Here is a 17,046-nt window from a genome sequence, read left to right on the forward strand (position 1 = left end):
GTTAGTCGTCCGCGGAGATTGCCTCGGTCGCGAGGCCGGGGACGCCCTCGACGCCCATAGAGGCGAGTTCCTGTTTGAGTTCCGATTCGTCGTCGACGTTCTGTGAGAGCTCCATCGCCTGCGCGAAGTTCTTCACCAGCCCGCAGTTCGGGCCCTCCGGCGTCTCGGAGGGACAGATGCGACCCCACTGGGTCGCGTGCAGGTCACGCGCCTCGAAGTGCGGCTGACTGCGACTGAGCGGGCTGCGGAGCCGCCGGAGGTGAGAGAGCACGCCCATGAAGTCGGTTCGGTCGACGAGCTGGGAGACCCCAGACCGCCCGCCGACCCAGTTCCCCGTCGCGATGGGGTGTTCGAGGCGCTCCGTGAGCACGTCGGACCGGACGACCGTGTTCACGTTCAGCTGGCGGTTCCGCATGTTCGCCCGCTCCAGCTGGTACTTCACGTCACGCGCGAGCTTGTTCAGCGCCGTGCGGAACAGGTCGCGCATCAGGTCGCCGGAGACCTTCAGGCGCTTGTTCGCGTAGTGGTCTTTGTCGTCGGACTCGCGGCGGCCGAGCGCGAGCTCGAAGCACGCCTCCGCCATCCGGCAGAGGTAGAACGCCTTGTTCATCCGCGTCTCCTCCTCCTCGATGCCCTCCTCGTGGAGGTGCGGCAGGAGGTAGCGGTCGATGACGTAGTTCGCGCGCTTCAGCTGGTAGTTCTTCCCCTGACCGGAGGCGACGCGCTTCCCGAGCGTCTCGATGGCTTCCTCCTGGGACTGGACGTCCGCTTCCTCCAGGTTCTCCAGCATGAACTTCACGATCTCCGGGTCCTCGGAGACGCGGTGGACGATCTCCTCGTCGGATTCGAGGCCGAGCGCCCGAACGAGCGTCACGAAGTTGATCGAGCCCGAGACGGACGGGAAGGAGACTTCGAGGATGCCGGAGCGGTTCCGCTCACAGAGCACGAGCGCGCGGTAGCCGCGGCGCTGACTGAACGTCTTGGCGACCTGAATCTCGTCGCCGTACTTCGTGTCGTACTCCGCGAGGATCTTGTTCGGCGCGAGGTCCTCGCTCGTCATCAGCACGCGCTCCGAGCCGTTGACGATGAAGTAGCCACCGGGGTCGGCGGGGTCCTCGCCGATGTCGATGAGCTCCTCGTCGCTGAACCCGTGGATGTTACACTTCTGCGACCCGACCATTATCGGCATGCGGCCGACCTTCGTCTCGGTCGTGTCGAGGACCTTCTCCTCTTCTTCTTCGCCGCCGCGGACGATGCTCATCTCCATGAACACCGGCGCGGAGTACGTGATGTTCCGGAGGCGGGCTTCCTGCGGGTAGAGGAGCTCCTCCGACCCGTCGGCCTCCCGAACGCGCGGCGTGACGACGCGCACGTCGCCCAGCTCGACCCACACCGGCTCTTCTTCTTCCTTGTCGCCGATGTCGGTCTCGATTCGCTCTTTCTCCGTCACGACTTCCTGCATCCCGCGTTCCAGGAAGGCGTTGTAGGAGCGGAAGTGGTGTTCCGCGAGTCGTTCCTTCGAGAAATACGCCTTCGACAGCTCTCTTCTGTTATCTTCCATCATTCGATGACTAATCGGTACACAGTCGCTTTATCCGTCGTGCGCGAGTCCCGAACGATCTCGATGACGTCCCCGACCTCTGCGTCATCGGGCAGCGCGGGGTCCTTGCGCTTGATTTTCGGGAGCGATGTCCGCTCGATGTCGTACTCGTCGAGCACCTCCTCGACGTCCTCCTCGTCGAGGATGTTGTGCTCGGGAACGAGTTCGTGGTTGCTTACGTCATTAACCATGGATGCACCTGAGGGGGCCAAAGTCGGCTCTCACGAGATACTACAGTTTAGTTTGAAGGGGCGGCATTTATTTCTTCGCAAATCAACGCGTGCGTGCGTAGCTCTTCCACGCAGACCGGCGGTTCGCAAGTCTTAATTATGTACCCCGGTTACGAAGAAGTGCAGCAAGGCAGCGTGCCCGGATGGTGTAGTGGCCCATCATACAACCCTGTCACGGTTGTGACGCGGGTTCAAATCCCGCTCCGGGCGTACTTTTACCGAAACCAACTCACGAGCGACGCTTGTCGTCGCGGAACGCGGGTCGCCGTTAGTCGACGGGAGCGTGGAGGGTGGTGAGTGCGCCGTCGACGCGACGGGTGTCGTCGTGGGTGCGAACCAGAAGGCGGTAGGCGTGGGGGTGAGGAGGAGGGAGTATGTCGTGGTTCCTGCTGGTCGTCGCGGGGTTGTTCGAGGTGGCGTGGGCGATCGGGTTAGAGTATTCGGAGGGGTTGTCGCGGCCGGTGCCGGCGACGGCGGTGGCGATGGTGGTGAGTCTGGTGTTGCTGGCGCAGGCGGTGAAGGAGTTGCCCATCGGGACGGCGTACGCGGTGTGGACGGGAATCGGGGCGGTGGGGACGGCGCTCCTGGGAATCGTGTTGTTCGACGAGTCGGCGTCGCTGGCGCGGCTGGGGTTCATCTCGGTCATCGTGTTCGGCATCGTGGGGTTGCATTTCGTGTCGGGGCAGTGAGCGAGGGCGTCCCGAGCGATTGAAGCCGTCGCTCCCGCTAGGGTGGCGTATGAGCGAGGAGAACGTGGACGAGACGAAGGAGAACGTGATTCCGGGTTCCGAGGAGGAGCTCGACACGAAGGACGTGCGCGGGTACGATTTCCGCGGGGAGTTCGATTTCGCGGAGCTGCTCGCGAGCTACGAGACGACGGGCTTTCAGGCGACGCAGCTCGCTGAAGCCGTCGAGATTGCGGAGGAGATGCAAGAAGAGGACGCGACGGTCTACCTCACGCTGACGTCGAACATCATCTCGTCGGGCCTCCGGGAGACGGTCGCGTACCTCGTCCGAGAGGGGTACGTCGACGTCATCATCACGACCTCCGGCTCGCTGACGGAGGACGTCATCAAAACGGCGAAGCCGTTCAAGATGGGGGAGTGGGACGCAGACGAGGCAGAGCTCCGCGAGCGCGGCATCAACAGATTAGGAAATATCTACGTCCCCTCGGACCGGTACGTGTGGCTGGAGGAGTACCTCTACGACTTCTTCGAGGATTTCTTCGCGGAGGAGAAGGTGCGGACGCCGACGGAGTTCGCGGCCGAGCTGGGCGCGACGCTCGACGACGAGGACAGCGTCCTCAAGCAGGCGGCGGACAACGACGTCCCGATCTTCTGCCCGGCGCTCACGGACGCCGAAGTCGGGAACTTCCTCTACTACTACCGGAACGGCTACGACTCGGAGGTCGGCATCGAAATCCTCGACGACTACGATACGCTCATCGAGAACGGCCTGCTCGCGGATACGACGGGGCTCATCGCGGTCGGCGGCGGCGTGCCGAAACACCACGCCATCATGACGAACCTCTTCCGCGGCGGCGCGGACTACGCCATCTACATCTCCACCGGGATGGAGGGCGACGGCTCGCTCTCCGGCGCGCCGCCGAACGAGGCGGTGTCGTGGGGGAAGATCAAGCAGGAGAACAAGAACTACACGCAGGTGGAGGCGGAGGCGACGCTCGTCTTCCCGCTGCTCGTCGCGGGCGCGTTCAAACTCAACGGCTGAGAGAGATAGAGCTCGGGGCGTCGTCGGGTCGTCATTGGGATCGGGTCGTCCTCGGGTCGTCGGGTCGTGAGTCAGTCGGCGCGGACGTGGGAGCGGATGAAGCCGTCGACGGCGGCGCGGGTGGTGTCGATGGCGTCGTCGTCGTCGAAGACGATGGTTCTGGTGCGTGCGCCTTCGGCGAGGACGAGGATGGTTTCGGCGACGCGGGTGGGGTCGACGTCGGCGAAGTCGCCGGCGTCGACGCCGTCGCGGACGATGTCGGCGATGAAGCCCCGGAGGTGGGCGTCGTTCTCGACGAACTGTTCGCGGTAGGCTTCGACGTAGGGGGCTTGCGAGCGGAGTTCGAGGAGGGCGGTCTGGAAGTCGGAGTGGGCTTCGGGGTCGGAGAGGAGGAGGTCGACGGTGGCGTCGAGGCGTTCGCGGGGCGTGTCGGCGTCGGCTGATTCGACGGCGTCAACGAGGCGGTCGAGGAAGGTTCCGACGAAGGCGACGAGGAGGTCCTGTTTGGTGTCGTAGTGGTAGTGGAGGAGGCTCTGTGACTTCTCGAACTCGTCGGCGATGGTCTCCATCGTGAGGTCGGCGTAGCCGTGTTCGCGGAGCGCCTCGTAGGTGGCGTCCATGATCTGTTGTCGCGTCTCGGGCGGCGGGCCGCTCTCGTTCGACTCGCTCATTGTGACTGACTAGTCAGTCACCCCGGGTAAGGGTTGTGCTTCAGGCGGTTGCACGAGTCGCCCCGGAACCGCCGGGGTTTTTGCTGACGCGCCGCGTCCGGGCCGGTAACGGGCGATGGGGTCCGCCTCGGTAACCGCCGGACACGCCGGCTGATGACTCCTTCTCACAGCCATGTCCAGACACCCGCTGCTCACGGTCGAAGTCGTCGTCCTCGTCGCCATCGGCGGGTTCGCCGGTGCGAACCTCCGGTATCTCGCCGCGGAACTCCTCCCCGGTCTCCCCGGCACCCTCCTGGCGAACGTCCTCGGCGCGACGCTCCTGGGATTCCTCCTCTACGAGGCCGAGCTCACCGGGCTGCTCGCGGAGCGCACGCACGTCGTCGTCGGCACCGGCTTCCTCTCCTCCTTCACGACGTACAGCACGTTCGTCGTGCAGTCCCTCCAGCAGTCGCCGCTCCTGCTCGCGGGGAACGTCGTCGCGACCTACGCGCTCGGGTTCGCTGGCGTGCTCGTCGGCCGCCGCGCCGCTCGCGCCGTCGACGCGAGGTGGGCGGCGTGATCGCGTTCGACGCGGCACAGCTCGTCGGCGCGGGCGGCGCGCTCGGCGCGCTCTGTCGGCACGCCGTCAGCACGCGCCTCCCCGCCGAGGACTACCCGCTCGGCACGCTCGCCGTGAACGTCCTCGGGAGCTTCACGCTCGGTCTCCTCACGTTCTCCGGCGTCGGCGGCGACGCTCTCCTCTTCCTCGGGACGGGCGCGTGCGGCGCGTTCACCACCTTCTCCTCGTTCGCCTACGAGACGATGCGGTTCGTCGAAGCCGACGACTACGCGCGCGCCATCATCTACGGCGGCGGTACCTTCCTCGCCGCGAGCGCCGCCGTCCTCCTCGCGTGGGTCGTCACCCGCGCGCTCTGACCCGGGTTCCGGTAGAGCCAACTCCCTGCCGCGTCGTGATACCGGTAATGTCCCGGCCGGACGAGATTCATCGATCCGACGCCGCGCGCGCCGTCGTCGACCGCTACCACCGGCGTGAACGCGCGCTGAGCGCGCTCCTCGTCGTGGTCGTCGTCGCCGTCTTCCTCGCCGCGTACGTCACGCTCCCGACCCTCTACGGTCTCGCCGTCGCCGCCCTCCTTATTCTCGTCGCCCGCGCGCCGATCCTCCACTCGCGGGGGACGATTCGCCTCCGCACCGACGACGACCCCGACGCCGTCGCCGACGCCTTCACCGGGCCGACGCCGCCCGTGCTCGCCTTCCAGTGGGGCGTCGCCGACGACATCACGCGAGCGGACGAAACCACCTACCACGTCTCCTACCTCTTCGGTCTGCGCTCCGTCGAGATGACCGTCGAAACGACCGAGACGACCACGGAAGACGGCGAGCGACGCGTTACGCTCGACGTCGCGGCGAACGACCGCCCGTGGGCGACGTACACCGCGAGAATTCACGTCGAGGGCGACGCGACAGTCGTCGACGTCGACTACGCGGGCGAGCGCCGCTTCGGCCTCCGCCGCCTCCCCCAGCAACTCCTCACCGAACGCTACCGCGACGACGCCCTCCACGCACAGGGCTACACGGTCCTCGACCGCGACGCCCACTTCGGCGTCGGCCGCTGAACGCTCGTGTCCGTGACACGGCCGTCAGCGCCGAAACAACACGTTCTCAAGAATGCTCGGCAATCCACGCACACCACTCGTGGAAATCGTCAGCGCCACACTGTTCCGCGATGGAGTGCAGTGTCCCGATTTTCACTTCGTCGTGCTGAGGGACATCAACGTTCCGAACCTCCCCAGTATCCGGGTTCTCGTAGCGGAGTCGAACGTGACTCCCGGTTCGAGAGGTGGGGACGTAGTTGAAATCGGTGAGAACACCGATGATTTCGCGGCCGGAGAACGTCGTCCGCACCATCTACTGCAGGAAGTCGGGAAGTTCCTTCTCCTCGTCGGACGGCTCGATACCTAACTCATCTCGAAGAAACTCGTCGGGGTCGTCAATAGGCTCTCCACCGCCTTCATGGAGTGTGAGTGCCTCTGCCAACTGTGAGAGGGCTTCGGCTTTCGTGTTCCCCCCTCGGGCAATCCCCGTTTCCCCGTCGATGGCGGTAATGGTACCGTCGTCCTCGTGGACGAATTCGACGCCCTCACCGCCGTTATCTCGGGACGCGCTCGCCATGACGGTGAGAGATACCGCGTCCTCGGGTAAAAGCCTTCGTGGGGTCGCTGCTCCGACCTTCGAGGGTGAATCGTCCGCGCCGCGTTCGCCGGGAGCAGAAGGGCTATTGTGCGGCTCTCCCGAGGCGGCGTATGGAGCTTCCGCCGTTCGAACTGGAGCGCTGGCTGGACGAGTACGAGCCGGACGCGGACCTGATGCTCGCGGAGAGCGGCGTTCGGAGTCTCGCGTCGACGCGGTTCGACCTCGACGTCGACGACCTCGGGTACGTCATCCCGACGGACGGAACGCCCGAGTTCCGCGCGGAGATCGCCGAGCGCTACGGGCGGGACGCGGAGAACGTCGTGCTCACCTGCGGGACGCAGGAGGCGGACTTCCTGACGTTCATGGCCCTGCTCGACGAGGGCGACCACTCGGTCGTCGTGTCGCCGACGTACCAGTCGCTCGCGAGCGTCCCCGGCTCGGTCGGCGACGTGACGGAGGTTCGGACGGAGCCGCCCGAGTGGGAGCTCTCCGTGGACGCGGTGGCCGAGGCGATGCGTCCGGAGACGACGCTCGTCGTGCTCACGAACCCGAGCAACCCGACCGGGAAGTACCTCGGCGAGGAGACGATGCGGGCGCTCTACGACCTCGTCGCGGACCGCGACGCCTACCTCCTCGTCGACGAAGTCTACCGAATGCTCGCCGACGACCCGCACCCGCCCGCCGCCGCGCTCGGCCCGCGCGCCATCTCGACGGCCGGCGTCTCGAAATCCTACGGGCTCGCCGGCGCGCGCGTCGGCTGGGTCGTCGCCGACGAGCCCCTCGCCGACGACGTCCGGAAGTGGAAGGATTACACGACCATCTCCCCGCCGAAACTCGGCGCGCGCGTCGCCCGGCGAGCCCTCGGCGAGGAAGAAGCAGAGATCCTCAACGCGAACCGAGCGCACGCGAAGGCGAACCGCGAGCGCGTCGCGGACTTCCTCGACTCCTACGACCTCGACTGGTTCGAACCCACCGGCGTCAACGGCTTCCCCACGGTTCCCGACGGCTTCGAGAACGGGAAGGAGTTCTGTCGCACGCTCTTCGAGGCGGAGAGCGTCGTGCTCGCGCCCGGCGGGGTCTTCGGGTATCCCGACCGCTTCCGCATCGGTTTCGGCCTCCACACCGACGAACTCGAAGCCGGCTTAGAACGCATCGGCCGACACATCGAGACGCGGCAGTAGTCGGGAGCACGTCGGAGTCCACTCGAGCGAGCGGAGGGCGAGGAAAAGCGCGCTACTGCATCCGGTAGCGGACGATGGCGACGAGGGCGATGGCGAGCGCGACGAGGAGGGCGATCCACTGGAGGCCGGCGGCGGAGCCGCGGGGGTCGGGGTTCTCCTGGTTCGCGCGCGTCTGCGCCGCGGTCGTGGTTTGCTGGTCGTCGACGACGCGGATTAGCGCGGTGTCGGTGACGTCGGTGCCGTTGCGCTCGTAGGCGGTGTCGTTCTGCGTGTACGCCGTCGCGTTGTCCGTGTTCTCGTAGGTGACGGCGGTGAGTCGCGTGTCGTCGTCGAGCGCGTCGACGGTGACGGTGACGTTCGCGTGGTCACCGGCGTCGAGGAGAGACGTGTGCCCGACGAGACGCCCCGACTCGGCTTCGAGGACGACGTAGCCCCCATCGGGGAGCGTGAGGTTCCCGACGCGGACGGCCTCGTCGTCACCGAGCGTCTGGTTCGCGAACGTGACGCTCGCGGACGGCCCGGCCGCCGGCCCGTCGAACGACGTTTCGTTCGGCTGCGCCGTCTCGTCCGACGACTCAGCGCTCCCGGTGTTCGTGGACGACGAGTCGGTCGAACTCGAACTCGTGTCGTCGGAGGAGTCGTCCGTCGACGAATCCGTGTTCGACGAATCCGTGTTCGTCGAATCGTCAGACGTGTCCGAAGACGTCGTCGTGGTATCGCTCGTCGTTGTCGTAGTATCGCTGGACGTCGTCGTCGTCGTGGTATCGTCCGTCGTTGTCGTCGTGGTATCGCTGGATGTCGTTGTCGTCGTGGTATCGTCCGTCGTTGTCGTCGTGGTGTCTTCGTGCGTGAGTGTGAGGGCGGCGTCGTCGCTGTTGTCGGTCTGGAGGTCGGTCGCGTGGAAGGTGTAGTCTCCCGTGTAGTCGGAGACGTTCAGTTCGTGGGTGACCGATTCGCCGCCGGGAACGGTGACCGTGTCTTGGCTACTGCTGCTGGCGACGACGGCGTCGCCGAACATCGTGCGGAGGTCGCTCGCGGTGAGGTTGTCCGCGCTCACGCGGACGTCGTAGCCGCCGTGGTCCGCGGTCAGGGTGAGGTTCGCGTGGTCGGCGTTAGTGCGCGTCGAGTCCTCGAAGGCCGCGGCGAAGTCGTAGTCGAGGGCGACGCTCCCGTCGTCGGTGACGGTGGAGCCGTCGTTGGTGGCGTAGGCGTCGCCGTCTGGCTGGCGCGCGACCGCGGTGTACGTCCCGGGTTCGGCGTCAGCGGGGAGCGTTACGGTGAGGTTCTCGTAGGAGCCCGGGTCGAGCGAGCCCGTGCTCGCGACTTGCGTACCGGACGCGTTCTGCACGGTGACGCTCCCGCCCTCGGGGAGGTAGGCGGACGCGACGGTGAGTTCCTGACTCCCGTTCACGGTCTGGTCGTCGAGGGCGACGGACGCGGGCGGGTGGTAGGTGACGTTGTCCGTGCGGTCGTAGTCCGAGCTCTGCGGGTTGGCGACGAGGTTCACGGGTTCGGTCTGCGCCGAGCTCGGGTTCTGGACGTCCTCGTAGACGACGACGAGTTCGTCGCCGTTCTCGACGTCGTACTGGCCGCCGAGGGTGACGACGAGGGAGTGGCCGTTGTTCTTCGCGGAGACGTCTGCGACGTCCGTCATCGCGTTCGTGTCGACGGCGCGGCCGGCGTCGTCGTTCCCCGCGTCGATTCCGACGACGAGGAGGTCGGACTGGTCGACGTCACTCACGTCCGCCGTGTCGTAGTTCACGCGGTAGCCGGTCCACGACGACCCGGAGACGCTCGAGGAGCCGGCGTCGACGCCGAGGTGGGTTTCGTGCGTGCTGTTCGCCCCGACGCGTGCGGGTTGGGCGTCGACGATTGCGCCGTTCACCGCGTCGCCGGCCGTCGTGTTCGCCGCGGCCGCCGTCCCGCCGAAGGTCGCGACGCCGGCGACCGCGGCGAGCAGCAGGAACGCGGACAGTACGACCGCCGAGAGCGGTCGCTGCGTTGTGAGTGTCGTAGACATGGGGAACACAGCCGGCGGGTTCGCCGCCGAGATATACGTAAAAAATACTGTAAGCCGGAAGAGGGTTTTGGCCGACTCGACCGGAACGCGGAGAACGCAGCGTGGAGAGCGCGCGGTCTACCGGACCTGTGCTCGAACGCCGGTCGTATCCGCGTCGGATTCGTCGGTGGCGTCGACGAGCTGTCGGTACGCGCCGACGAGAAGCGCGATGGAGTACACGGAGAAGACGCCCGTGACGACCGAGGAGACGACGTTCCCGAGCGCGGGGCTGGCGGGGTTCAGGAAGCCGACGATCGCGCCGACGACGAGTGCGATGGTGAAGACCGCGACGCCGAGGAAGAAGAGGCGGAGGCGGTGGCCGGACGTGAGCGCCCAGCTGCGCTCGAGGGATTCGACGACGCCGGCGTCCTCGATGGTGACGGCGAGCTGTGCGAAGACGAGGCTCACCGCGAGGAAGATGCCCGGGACGAAGAGCGCGATGGTCCCGAGGAGCACCGCGATGGTGGTGATGATGGAGACGGCGACGAGCACGAGGACGGTGCGCACGAGGTTGCGGGTGTGCTCGGCCGTCGGGACGTTGTCGATGTCGTGGTAGAGCGCGCGCATCGCGACGATGCTGAGGACGATGCCGCCGACGCCGAGGAGAACGGTGAGCACCCCGCTGACCGCGGCCGGCATTCCGACGGCGAGCGGGTAGGACGACGCGAGTTCGCCGCTCGGAACGCGGCCCGCGACGAGCGACGCGCCGAGCGACTGGACGCTCACCTGCATCGCGAGCTGGTAGAGGACGTACACTGCGGCGAGGATCATCCCGCCGCGCGTGGTCAGTCGGCCGCCGGCGTAGCTGAACGCGGCCGACAGACTGAGTTTGGTGTTGTCTGTGGAGGACACGTCCGGAAGTGGACACTAATCACGTATATAGCCGGGTGGTTCGTCCGCGAATCCGGCAACTATCGCTGGGAGTTAGTCGGCGACGCGGAAGACGCCGTGAGTGCGGCCGGGGCCGGCGTAGTAGAGTTCGCCGTCGCGGACGGCCGGCGCGGTGGAGAGCGCGGGGCGGGCGTCGAGGGTGAGCGACCACTGGTCGTCGCCGGTCGCGGCGTCGAACGCGTAGAGCGCGTTCCGGCCGAGAGCGAAGCGGGTGTCCGCGGCGACGACGGGCGGCCGGGGGCCGAAAGAGGCGTTCACGGACCGCTCCCAGACGCGGTCGCCCGTCTGCGCGTCGAAGGCCGCGAGCGCACCGTCGCTACTCTGCGCGTGGAGTCGGCCGTCCGCGAGTGCGAGCCGGGCGCTTCCGTCCTCGGGGAGCGAGAGCGACGCCTGCCACCGTGTCGAGCCGTCGTCGAGGGCGAGCGCGTACACGTCGCCGCGGTGCGCCGCGTAGTAGAGGTGCGTGTCGCCGACGGCGAGTGGCACGCCGCTCTGCGGGAGCGTGTCGCGCCGCCAGCGCACGTCCCCCGTCGCGGGGTCGAGCGCCGCGACGCCGGTCTGTTCGCGGTCTTCTCCCGTCGGCGTGTAGACGACGCCGTCACGGGCGGTGAGACCCGGGTACGTCCCGCCCGCGTCGTACGACCACTGCGTCGCCCCCGTCACGGGGTCGCGGCCGTAGACCGTGCGTCCGCCGACGTCGACGACCGTGTCCGCGGCGAGCGCGGGCGCGTTCGCCGACGCGCCGTACCCGCCCGCGGTCGTCTTCCAGCAGAGCGCGCCGTCCCGCGCGTCGTACGCCGCGACGTGCTCTGCAGTCGAGACGAACACCGCGTCCCCGGCGACCGTCGGCGTCGACTTCCCGTGCGGGTAGTCGACCGTCCACGACGCCGCCCCGTCGAGTCCGAAGCCGCGGTAGGAACCAGTCTCGCCGTCGCCGTCGCTCCGCCCGACGAAACCCCGGCCGTCGGCGAGTGAAACCCCTGAGGCGACGGCCGACGGCCGCGGCACGACGCCCTCGACGGTCGCTCCGTCGGACGGGCCGCTCGCCGCCGTGAAGCCGGTGTTCGCGAAGTCGTATTGGTACGTCGGCCACGCACCGTCGACGGGTCCGACGGGCGCGTTCCGCTCGTACGTGCGTGAGTCACCGAGACCGACGCCGAGGCAGCCGGAGAGGGTGAGCGCAGCCGTCGAGCCGAGCGCGGCGAGCGCTGACCGCCGCGTGATGCTGTTGGAGGGCATACGGGTTCGTGTCGTGACAGCGAGGGTAAATAGCTACGGACTGAGCAGGCCGCGGATACGGTGTCAGTAGACAGTCATCGAGTCCGACTCGCCACGCCCGGACACGGCGACGGCGACCCGGCATGACTCCACGGGAATCCCCCCGAGGGGCGAGCGGGCGGAGCGTGCGACGGCGGCGACAGCGGGCGGTCAGTCGCGGCGGTAGAAGTCGGATTTCAGCCGCGGGTTGACGTCTTCCGGAAGGGGTTTACGGACGAGCACGACGTTGTACTCTTGCTCGGTCGAGACGCGCGCGCCGACGCTCATCATCGGGGTGGCGATGCGGCCCGCGTTCTCGCTCCCGACGAAGACGGTGCTCGCGCCGAGCGACCGGGCTTTCCGTCGGAGTTTCTGCCCGATGGTCCCCGCCGCCGACGTGCCCGTTCGCTCGTAGTCGAACGACGCGTTCGGCGCGATGTCCGTCACCTGCTCGTGCAGGCGCTCGACGACGACTCGGTGGTCGAACTCCTCGTCCTCACCGATCCACCCCTTCTTCCTCGCGTACGACGCTCGCTCGGGGATGACGCTCACTGCGGTGACCTTCGGTGGGTCTTCTCGCTGCGCGAACGTCTGCAGTTCCCGCGGGAGGTTCTCGAATCCGACCTCGTGAATCCGAGCGTTGACGAGCGCCGCCTCCGAGAGCGGGGACCCGTCGAACGGAACGACGAAAGGCATACCAAAGCGACAGCGTGCAGAAACATAGAGGTTGAGTAAGATAGCAGATACTTCTCGGCCACAAATATGCGGACCCCGCGACTGGAACGCCTCTATCCGACGCGACCGACTGCGACGGTATCGAACGCGAACCCCCGAGGATATAGCGTCCTATAGAGAGGTACGGCGGGAAAGTATTTGTTCACCCGGCGAAAACCCCGAGGTATGAGTTCGACTCACACCTCGACGTCGCTCGTCGGCCGGCTCGACGGCGACGACTGCGCCTTCTGCGACGACGGCACGCTCGTGCGGGGAACCTACAAGGACAACGACGCCGTCCTCTGCGAAGCGTGCGGCACCCCGACCCTCCAGCGGTTCTGATCCTGGGCGTTCGCAGACGGACACACCGAGCGTCGTCTGTTCTCGGCGTCGCCGAGCGGTCGCCGTCCGGGCATCACTAACCGGTTCCGCGGTCCGGTGCTGTCAGCGTCGCCCGCGGACAGAACCGAAGCGGTTTTCAATATTTAGGCGCGCCTAAAGCGCATGGCAGGTGACGCCAACCGAACGGAGCCGACGCGACGGAGCTACATCAAGTACGGGAGCGGAGTCGTCGCGAGCGGCCTGCTCGCGGGCTGCTCCGGAAGCGGCGGCGAGCAGCCGACCGAGAAAGAGACGGGAACGGGGACGACCACCGGTACGACCGCGGACGCGAGCTACTCGGTGACGATGGAGCCGATGGGGACGGTCACCTTCGACGAGCCGCCCGAGACCTGGCTCTCCTTCCTCAGCACGTACGGCGACATGGGAATCGCCCTCGGGAAAGCCGACGGACTCCGCGGCCTCTGGGACCCGTCGAACGTCCCCACCGTCTTCTACGATTACCTCCCGGGCGTCGACGTCTCGCTCGACGACGTCGCGAAAGTCGGCGGCGACGGCGGCCTGGACAAGGAGATTTTCTACAGCCTCGACTGCGACGTGCACGTCGTCGACCCGAACTGGCTCGGCGTCCTCGACGAGAACTGGACGGCCGACGACACGGCGGAGATCGAACGCGAGGTCGGTCCGTTCATCGGGAACTACATCCGGCGGCGCGGCGACGAGTGGCACGACTACCGCTACTACTCGCTGTACGAGGCGTTCGAACTCGTCGCCGACGCGTTCGACGAATCCGCGCGGTACGACGCCTATCACGCCGCACACGAGGAGATGCAGTCCACGATTCAATCGACGCTCCCGCCGATGAGCGAGCGCCCGACCGTCGGCTTGCTCTCCGTGAACTCCGACTTCGAAACCGGGTCGTTCTGGGCGTACCCCGTCCAGCCCGGGAACAACCACAAGCAGTACCGCGACCTCGAAATCCGCGGGGCCTTCGACGCGCACATCGACGGCAGCTACGCGAACTGGGACTACGAACAACTCCTGGAAGTCGACCCCGACGCCATCGTGTTCCAGTACGGCCTCACCCACGTCTCCACGGAGGAGTTCGAAGCGAAAGTCGAGCGGATGCGCGACGACCCGGTCGGCAAACAGCTGAGCGCCGTGCAGAACGACCGCCTCTACCGCGGCGGCGGCTCCTACCAGGGCCCCATCGTCAACCTCTTCCAGACCGAAGCCGCCGCCCGCCAGTTCTACCCGGACGCCTTCGGCGAGTGGAACGGCCTCGAAACGCTCGCGGACGACTCGCTCACGCTCTTCGACCGCCAGCGAATCGCCGACATCCTCAACGGCGACATCTAACGACCACGGGGAGGCGTGCGCCGCTTCGACGAGAACGACACCGCCCCCACACACCTCACGTCGGTTGTTCTTCCGGCGTGCAGTCGCCCCAGTTCGACGAGCGGGTTCGGCTCACGAGCGCGACACCCCCACACCGGACGTCGTCCGTTCCCACGGCGTCGACGAGACGGTAACCGACCCTCACGAGAGCCACCACCCGCCAACACACACCTCGCGTCGTCTGTTCTTCGGCCTCACGCCCGTCGACGACGCCCGGTGTGGGGGTGACGCGCGTCGAGAGAGTCGACGAGAATCGGGTGTCCATGTATCTGACCGGTACGTCGATACGGCGAAGTGTCGTTAACGAGGGTGATTCCGATGAGTCGACCGAGAGCGGGCGAAACTCGGACGTTCGAGCGGACGTTCACCGTCGAGGACGTCCAGCGGTTCGCCGACCTGAGCGGCGACGACCAGCCCCGGCACGCCGAGCCGGACGAGGACGAGCGCGTGATGGTACAGGGGTCGTTGACCGCGACGCTCCCGACGAAACCGGTGAGCGATAGCGAAGTGCTGGCCAGCACGACGGAGTTCGACTTCCACCGGCCCGTCTACACCGGCGAGCGAATCGCCTGCCGCTCGACCGGCGAGTCCGTCGCGGAGCGCGACGACCGCTACGAGTTCACGACCGACGTCGTCTGCGAGAACGACGACGGCGAAACCGTGTTGACCTCGACGACGGACGGCATCATCTGGAAGGAGGGGTGAGGTGGGACGCGAGTGGGTTTTTTCGCCGTGGAACGCGAAGGCGAGAGTATGGCGTCCAGTGATTCCGGTTCGCGTCCGTCTCGACTCGGCCGCATCGCGCTCGGGCTCGGGCTCGCGCTCCAGGCGAGCGAGGATTTCCGCGACCTCGACGACCACGTGGAGTACGCGAAGTCGGGCGGCGTCCCGGTGCCCGAGATTCTCGCGCCGCTCGGGTCGGCGACGATGATCGCCGCGGGACTCGGCATCGCGCTCTGGCGACTCCCCCGTCTCTCGACGGCCGCCGCCGCCGGCGCGCTCTCCGCCATCACCCTCACCATGCACGACTTCTGGACGAAAGACCCCGACGACCGGAGCGGCGACCGCCTCGCCTTCTTCGGGAACCTCACCATGTTCGGCGGCGTCCTCGTCTTCCTCCGCGAGGCCTACCGCGAGTAGTCATATTTTGGGATAAGTTCTTTGTTTCTCCCAACTATACGCTATTCTATGGCAGTGGAAACGGATTCGCACGGGAGACTCTATCTCTCAGCAGACCTGAGGAAGAAGTACGGCGAGAAATTCCACGTCGTCGAGTATGCAGACCGGATAGAACTCATACCCATCGACGACGACCCCCTCCAAGCGGTCCGCGAAGCCACCGGTGGGGCATTCAAAGACAAATCTATCGAGGAACTTCGAGATGAAACCCGAGAGCAGGCTAAAAGCGACGCTGAAGCCGGATTCGAGCGAGGGCGACAGTCCTCAAAGAGTAGCGATAGATGACCGTGTACGTCGAGACAGACTTCCTTCTGGCGCTCGCTAAGGATTCTGATTGGCTCAAAAAACAGGCCGAGGAGGCCTTAGAAGAATATGACGTCGTCACGTCGACGTACGCCTATCTGGAACTCCTCCTCATTCGTGAGCGGTACGAGTTCGATTCCGTCAAGCTGTTTTCGAATATGCTCGAGCTCGTTCCCGTCGAAACCGAGGAAGAACACCAGATTGTCCTCAAAGCGGTGAACTACTTTGACGATGGAATGTCGGCGTTCGACGCTTTCCACGCAGCAACCGCCGAAACGCGTGACCATCAAATTCTCGGCTCAGACAGCGCATACGATGCCGTCGACGTGGATCGAATTCGGTTAGAGCCCGACGACGAATGACCGAAAACCGCTTTAGGCGACGTCGGAGATGAACGAGTGATGGAACTCTCGGTCGTCGTCGCGTTCGTTCTCGGGGTCTTGCAGGGCGTGTTGGAGTGGCTGCCGGTGTCGAGCGAGGGGAACGTTTCCCTAGTTCTCACGCTCCTCGGCGAGGACCCGGTGGTGGCGACGAAACTCGCGCTCTTCCTCCACCTGGGTACAGGAATCGCGGCGCTCGCGTACTACCGCGACGACGTCCGCGACCTCCTGTACGATGTCCCCGAGTGGCGGCCGTCGACGTGGTTCGACGCGGAGAGCGCCGACCTCTCCTTCATCGTGCTCGCCACGCTCGCCTCGGGAATCGTCGGCGTCGTCGTCTACGGCGCGCTCGAAGCCGTCGTCACCGGCACGACGACGAACGGCTTCGTCGTCATCGTCGCCGTCCTCCTCCTCCTCACCGGCCTCCTCCAGAAGTTCGCCGCCGGCTTCATGGCCGAACGCGAAACCCCCACCGCCCTCGACGCCGTCCTCGTCGGCGCTGGCCAAGGCCTCGCCCTCCTCCCGGGCGTGTCTCGCTCCGGCACCACCGTCAGCATCCTCCTCCTCCGGGGCTACGACGAGAACGCCGCCCTCCGCCTCTCCTTCGTCCTCGCCATCCCCGCCTCCGTCGCCGCCGCCGGCCTCACCCTCGTCACCGACGGCCTCATCGTCGCCGGCGTCCTCCCCACGCTCGTCATGGTCGCCGCCGCCGCCACCGTCGGCTACCTCACTATCGACGCCCTCACCCGCCTCGTCGACCGCGTCGCCTTCTGGCTCGTCTGCGTCGCCTTCGCCCTCCTCATGCTCGCCGGCGTCTTCTTCCTCTCCGGGTAGGACCAGCATCGAAGCTGTCTGATCGCGTGTCGAGTATTGCTGGACGACATGTTGCAGGCACGCAATCTTTAATTATCAGGATGATTGTC

The 17,046-nt window shown here is 66.4% G+C and carries 22 protein-coding genes, 1 tRNA gene and 1 riboswitch; of the genes, 14 read left to right on the forward strand and 9 right to left on the reverse strand.

Annotation, left to right across the window (positions count from 1 at the left end; genetic code table 11):
- Position 1 precedes the first annotated feature (1 nt).
- Complete coding sequence (locus tag IEY26_RS13655; protein ID WP_188979909.1) at positions 2-1,564, reverse strand: DNA-directed RNA polymerase subunit B''; 1,563 nt, start codon at positions 1,562-1,564, stop codon at positions 2-4.
- A complete protein-coding gene (locus IEY26_RS13660; RefSeq protein ID WP_188979911.1) occupies positions 1,561-1,791 on the reverse strand; it encodes a DNA-directed RNA polymerase subunit H in 231 nt (76 codons plus the stop codon). The genes IEY26_RS13655 and IEY26_RS13660 overlap by 4 nt, the downstream gene beginning before the upstream one ends.
- Before the next feature lie 176 nt (positions 1,792-1,967).
- On the opposite strand from IEY26_RS13660, the gene IEY26_RS13665 reads away from it, so the two are divergent.
- The 3 genes from IEY26_RS13665 (at position 1,968) to IEY26_RS13675 (ending at position 3,558) form a co-directional block, all read left to right on the forward strand.
- Positions 1,968-2,040: transfer RNA gene (locus IEY26_RS13665), tRNA-Asp, on the forward strand.
- A gap of 164 nt (positions 2,041-2,204) precedes the next feature.
- Positions 2,205-2,519 (forward strand): quaternary ammonium compound efflux SMR transporter SugE, encoded by a 315-nt coding sequence (sugE, locus tag IEY26_RS13670; protein ID WP_188979912.1) that lies wholly within the window; start codon positions 2,205-2,207, stop codon positions 2,517-2,519.
- Between the two features lie 49 nt (positions 2,520-2,568).
- Entirely contained in the window at positions 2,569-3,558 is a 990-nt protein-coding gene (locus tag IEY26_RS13675) for a deoxyhypusine synthase (protein ID WP_188979914.1), read from the forward strand.
- A 71-nt stretch (positions 3,559-3,629) separates the two neighbouring features.
- Here IEY26_RS13675 and IEY26_RS13680 read toward each other — a convergent pair whose 3' ends face one another.
- Entirely contained in the window at positions 3,630-4,229 is a 600-nt protein-coding gene (locus IEY26_RS13680; protein ID WP_188979916.1) for a TetR/AcrR family transcriptional regulator, read from the reverse strand.
- Between the two features lie 102 nt (positions 4,230-4,331).
- Positions 4,332-4,399, forward strand: a riboswitch (Fluoride riboswitch).
- Positions 4,400-4,401: 2 nt separating this feature from the next.
- On the opposite strand from IEY26_RS13680, the gene IEY26_RS13685 reads away from it, so the two are divergent.
- From IEY26_RS13685 to IEY26_RS13695, 3 genes are read left to right on the forward strand one after another with little or no spacing between them, the layout of a single operon-like run.
- Complete coding sequence (locus tag IEY26_RS13685) at positions 4,402-4,788, forward strand: CrcB family protein (protein WP_188979917.1); 387 nt, start codon at positions 4,402-4,404, stop codon at positions 4,786-4,788.
- Entirely contained in the window at positions 4,785-5,144 is a 360-nt protein-coding gene (gene crcB, locus IEY26_RS13690; protein WP_188979919.1) for a fluoride efflux transporter CrcB, read from the forward strand. Before IEY26_RS13685 ends, crcB begins: the two co-directional genes overlap by 4 nt.
- Before the next feature lie 47 nt (positions 5,145-5,191).
- The gene (locus tag IEY26_RS13695) at positions 5,192-5,845 is read left to right on the forward strand and encodes a hypothetical protein (RefSeq protein ID WP_188979921.1); all 654 of its coding nucleotides are present in this window, start codon (positions 5,192-5,194) and stop codon (positions 5,843-5,845) included.
- A 46-nt stretch (positions 5,846-5,891) separates the two neighbouring features.
- Here IEY26_RS13695 and IEY26_RS13700 read toward each other — a convergent pair whose 3' ends face one another.
- Positions 5,892-6,137: a type II toxin-antitoxin system HicA family toxin gene (locus IEY26_RS13700; RefSeq protein ID WP_188979922.1), complete on the reverse strand. Its 246-nt coding sequence runs from the start codon at positions 6,135-6,137 to the stop codon at positions 5,892-5,894.
- The gene (locus IEY26_RS13705; RefSeq protein ID WP_188979924.1) at positions 6,138-6,401 is read right to left on the reverse strand and encodes a type II toxin-antitoxin system HicB family antitoxin; all 264 of its coding nucleotides are present in this window, start codon (positions 6,399-6,401) and stop codon (positions 6,138-6,140) included. It abuts the gene before it with no gap.
- A gap of 131 nt (positions 6,402-6,532) precedes the next feature.
- Between IEY26_RS13705 and IEY26_RS13710 the strand changes: the two genes are divergently transcribed.
- On the forward strand, positions 6,533-7,603 hold the full coding sequence (locus IEY26_RS13710) for an aminotransferase class I/II-fold pyridoxal phosphate-dependent enzyme (RefSeq protein WP_188979926.1): 1,071 nt from the start codon (positions 6,533-6,535) through the stop codon (positions 7,601-7,603).
- Between the two features lie 52 nt (positions 7,604-7,655).
- Here the strand turns inward: IEY26_RS13710 and IEY26_RS13715 are convergent, their stop codons facing one another.
- The 4 genes from IEY26_RS13715 to IEY26_RS13730 all read right to left on the reverse strand — a co-directional run bounded on the left by IEY26_RS13715 (position 7,656) and on the right by IEY26_RS13730 (position 12,506).
- Complete coding sequence (locus IEY26_RS13715) at positions 7,656-9,623, reverse strand: DUF7282 domain-containing protein (protein WP_188979928.1); 1,968 nt, start codon at positions 9,621-9,623, stop codon at positions 7,656-7,658.
- A gap of 117 nt (positions 9,624-9,740) precedes the next feature.
- Positions 9,741-10,514 (reverse strand): hypothetical protein, encoded by a 774-nt coding sequence (locus IEY26_RS13720; protein ID WP_188979930.1) that lies wholly within the window; start codon positions 10,512-10,514, stop codon positions 9,741-9,743.
- 72 nt (positions 10,515-10,586) lie between these two features.
- The gene (locus IEY26_RS13725) at positions 10,587-11,792 is read right to left on the reverse strand and encodes a PQQ-binding-like beta-propeller repeat protein (RefSeq protein ID WP_188979932.1); all 1,206 of its coding nucleotides are present in this window, start codon (positions 11,790-11,792) and stop codon (positions 10,587-10,589) included.
- A 189-nt stretch (positions 11,793-11,981) separates the two neighbouring features.
- Complete coding sequence (locus IEY26_RS13730; protein ID WP_188979934.1) at positions 11,982-12,506, reverse strand: adenine nucleotide alpha hydrolase family protein; 525 nt, start codon at positions 12,504-12,506, stop codon at positions 11,982-11,984.
- Between the two features lie 204 nt (positions 12,507-12,710).
- Here IEY26_RS13730 and IEY26_RS13735 point away from each other — a divergent pair, with 204 nt between their 5' ends.
- The 7 genes from IEY26_RS13735 (at position 12,711) to IEY26_RS13765 (ending at position 16,957) form a co-directional block, all read left to right on the forward strand.
- Positions 12,711-12,866, forward strand: coding sequence for an HVO_A0556 family zinc finger protein (locus IEY26_RS13735; RefSeq protein ID WP_188979936.1), 156 nt, complete (start codon positions 12,711-12,713; stop codon positions 12,864-12,866).
- 162 nt (positions 12,867-13,028) lie between these two features.
- A complete protein-coding gene (locus IEY26_RS13740; RefSeq protein ID WP_188979938.1) occupies positions 13,029-14,222 on the forward strand; it encodes an ABC transporter substrate-binding protein in 1,194 nt (397 codons plus the stop codon).
- Positions 14,223-14,579: 357 nt separating this feature from the next.
- The gene (locus IEY26_RS13745) at positions 14,580-14,966 is read left to right on the forward strand and encodes a MaoC family dehydratase (protein ID WP_188979940.1); all 387 of its coding nucleotides are present in this window, start codon (positions 14,580-14,582) and stop codon (positions 14,964-14,966) included.
- Between the two features lie 48 nt (positions 14,967-15,014).
- Positions 15,015-15,401 (forward strand): DoxX family protein, encoded by a 387-nt coding sequence (locus tag IEY26_RS13750; protein ID WP_188979941.1) that lies wholly within the window; start codon positions 15,015-15,017, stop codon positions 15,399-15,401.
- 48 nt (positions 15,402-15,449) lie between these two features.
- Complete coding sequence (locus IEY26_RS13755; RefSeq protein WP_188979943.1) at positions 15,450-15,725, forward strand: AbrB/MazE/SpoVT family DNA-binding domain-containing protein; 276 nt, start codon at positions 15,450-15,452, stop codon at positions 15,723-15,725.
- Entirely contained in the window at positions 15,722-16,105 is a 384-nt protein-coding gene (locus IEY26_RS13760) for a PIN domain-containing protein (protein ID WP_188979945.1), read from the forward strand. Before IEY26_RS13755 ends, IEY26_RS13760 begins: the two co-directional genes overlap by 4 nt.
- A 39-nt stretch (positions 16,106-16,144) precedes the next feature.
- Positions 16,145-16,957, forward strand: a complete 813-nt coding sequence (locus IEY26_RS13765; protein WP_188979947.1) for an undecaprenyl-diphosphate phosphatase — start codon at positions 16,145-16,147, stop codon at positions 16,955-16,957.
- The last annotated feature ends 89 nt before the right edge of the window (positions 16,958-17,046 follow it).

The organism is Halocalculus aciditolerans, from assembly GCF_014647475.1.
GTDB lineage: Archaea > Halobacteriota > Halobacteria > Halobacteriales > Halobacteriaceae > Halocalculus > Halocalculus aciditolerans.

Coding starts and splice junctions, on each gene's coding strand:
- IEY26_RS13680 (WP_188979916.1), bottom strand. CDS start 4,229: ATGAGCGAGTCGAACGAGAGCGGCCCGCCGCCCGAGACGCGACAACAG.
- IEY26_RS13715 (WP_188979928.1), bottom strand. CDS start 9,623: ATGTCTACGACACTCACAACGCAGCGACCGCTCTCGGCGGTCGTACTG.
- IEY26_RS13740 (WP_188979938.1), top strand. CDS start 13,029: ATGGCAGGTGACGCCAACCGAACGGAGCCGACGCGACGGAGCTACATC.
- IEY26_RS13755 (WP_188979943.1), top strand. CDS start 15,450: ATGGCAGTGGAAACGGATTCGCACGGGAGACTCTATCTCTCAGCAGAC.
- IEY26_RS13710 (WP_188979926.1), top strand. CDS start 6,533: ATGGAGCTTCCGCCGTTCGAACTGGAGCGCTGGCTGGACGAGTACGAG.
- IEY26_RS13675 (WP_188979914.1), top strand. CDS start 2,569: ATGAGCGAGGAGAACGTGGACGAGACGAAGGAGAACGTGATTCCGGGT.
- IEY26_RS13750 (WP_188979941.1), top strand. CDS start 15,015: ATGGCGTCCAGTGATTCCGGTTCGCGTCCGTCTCGACTCGGCCGCATC.
- IEY26_RS13705 (WP_188979924.1), bottom strand. CDS start 6,401: ATGGCGAGCGCGTCCCGAGATAACGGCGGTGAGGGCGTCGAATTCGTC.
- IEY26_RS13655 (WP_188979909.1), bottom strand. CDS start 1,564: ATGATGGAAGATAACAGAAGAGAGCTGTCGAAGGCGTATTTCTCGAAG.
- IEY26_RS13660 (WP_188979911.1), bottom strand. CDS start 1,791: ATGGTTAATGACGTAAGCAACCACGAACTCGTTCCCGAGCACAACATC.
- IEY26_RS13735 (WP_188979936.1), top strand. CDS start 12,711: ATGAGTTCGACTCACACCTCGACGTCGCTCGTCGGCCGGCTCGACGGC.
- sugE (WP_188979912.1), top strand. CDS start 2,205: ATGTCGTGGTTCCTGCTGGTCGTCGCGGGGTTGTTCGAGGTGGCGTGG.
- IEY26_RS13695 (WP_188979921.1), top strand. CDS start 5,192: ATGTCCCGGCCGGACGAGATTCATCGATCCGACGCCGCGCGCGCCGTC.
- IEY26_RS13760 (WP_188979945.1), top strand. CDS start 15,722: ATGACCGTGTACGTCGAGACAGACTTCCTTCTGGCGCTCGCTAAGGAT.
- IEY26_RS13765 (WP_188979947.1), top strand. CDS start 16,145: ATGGAACTCTCGGTCGTCGTCGCGTTCGTTCTCGGGGTCTTGCAGGGC.
- IEY26_RS13730 (WP_188979934.1), bottom strand. CDS start 12,506: ATGCCTTTCGTCGTTCCGTTCGACGGGTCCCCGCTCTCGGAGGCGGCG.
- IEY26_RS13725 (WP_188979932.1), bottom strand. CDS start 11,792: ATGCCCTCCAACAGCATCACGCGGCGGTCAGCGCTCGCCGCGCTCGGC.
- IEY26_RS13745 (WP_188979940.1), top strand. CDS start 14,580: ATGAGTCGACCGAGAGCGGGCGAAACTCGGACGTTCGAGCGGACGTTC.
- IEY26_RS13700 (WP_188979922.1), bottom strand. CDS start 6,137: ATGGTGCGGACGACGTTCTCCGGCCGCGAAATCATCGGTGTTCTCACC.
- IEY26_RS13685 (WP_188979917.1), top strand. CDS start 4,402: ATGTCCAGACACCCGCTGCTCACGGTCGAAGTCGTCGTCCTCGTCGCC.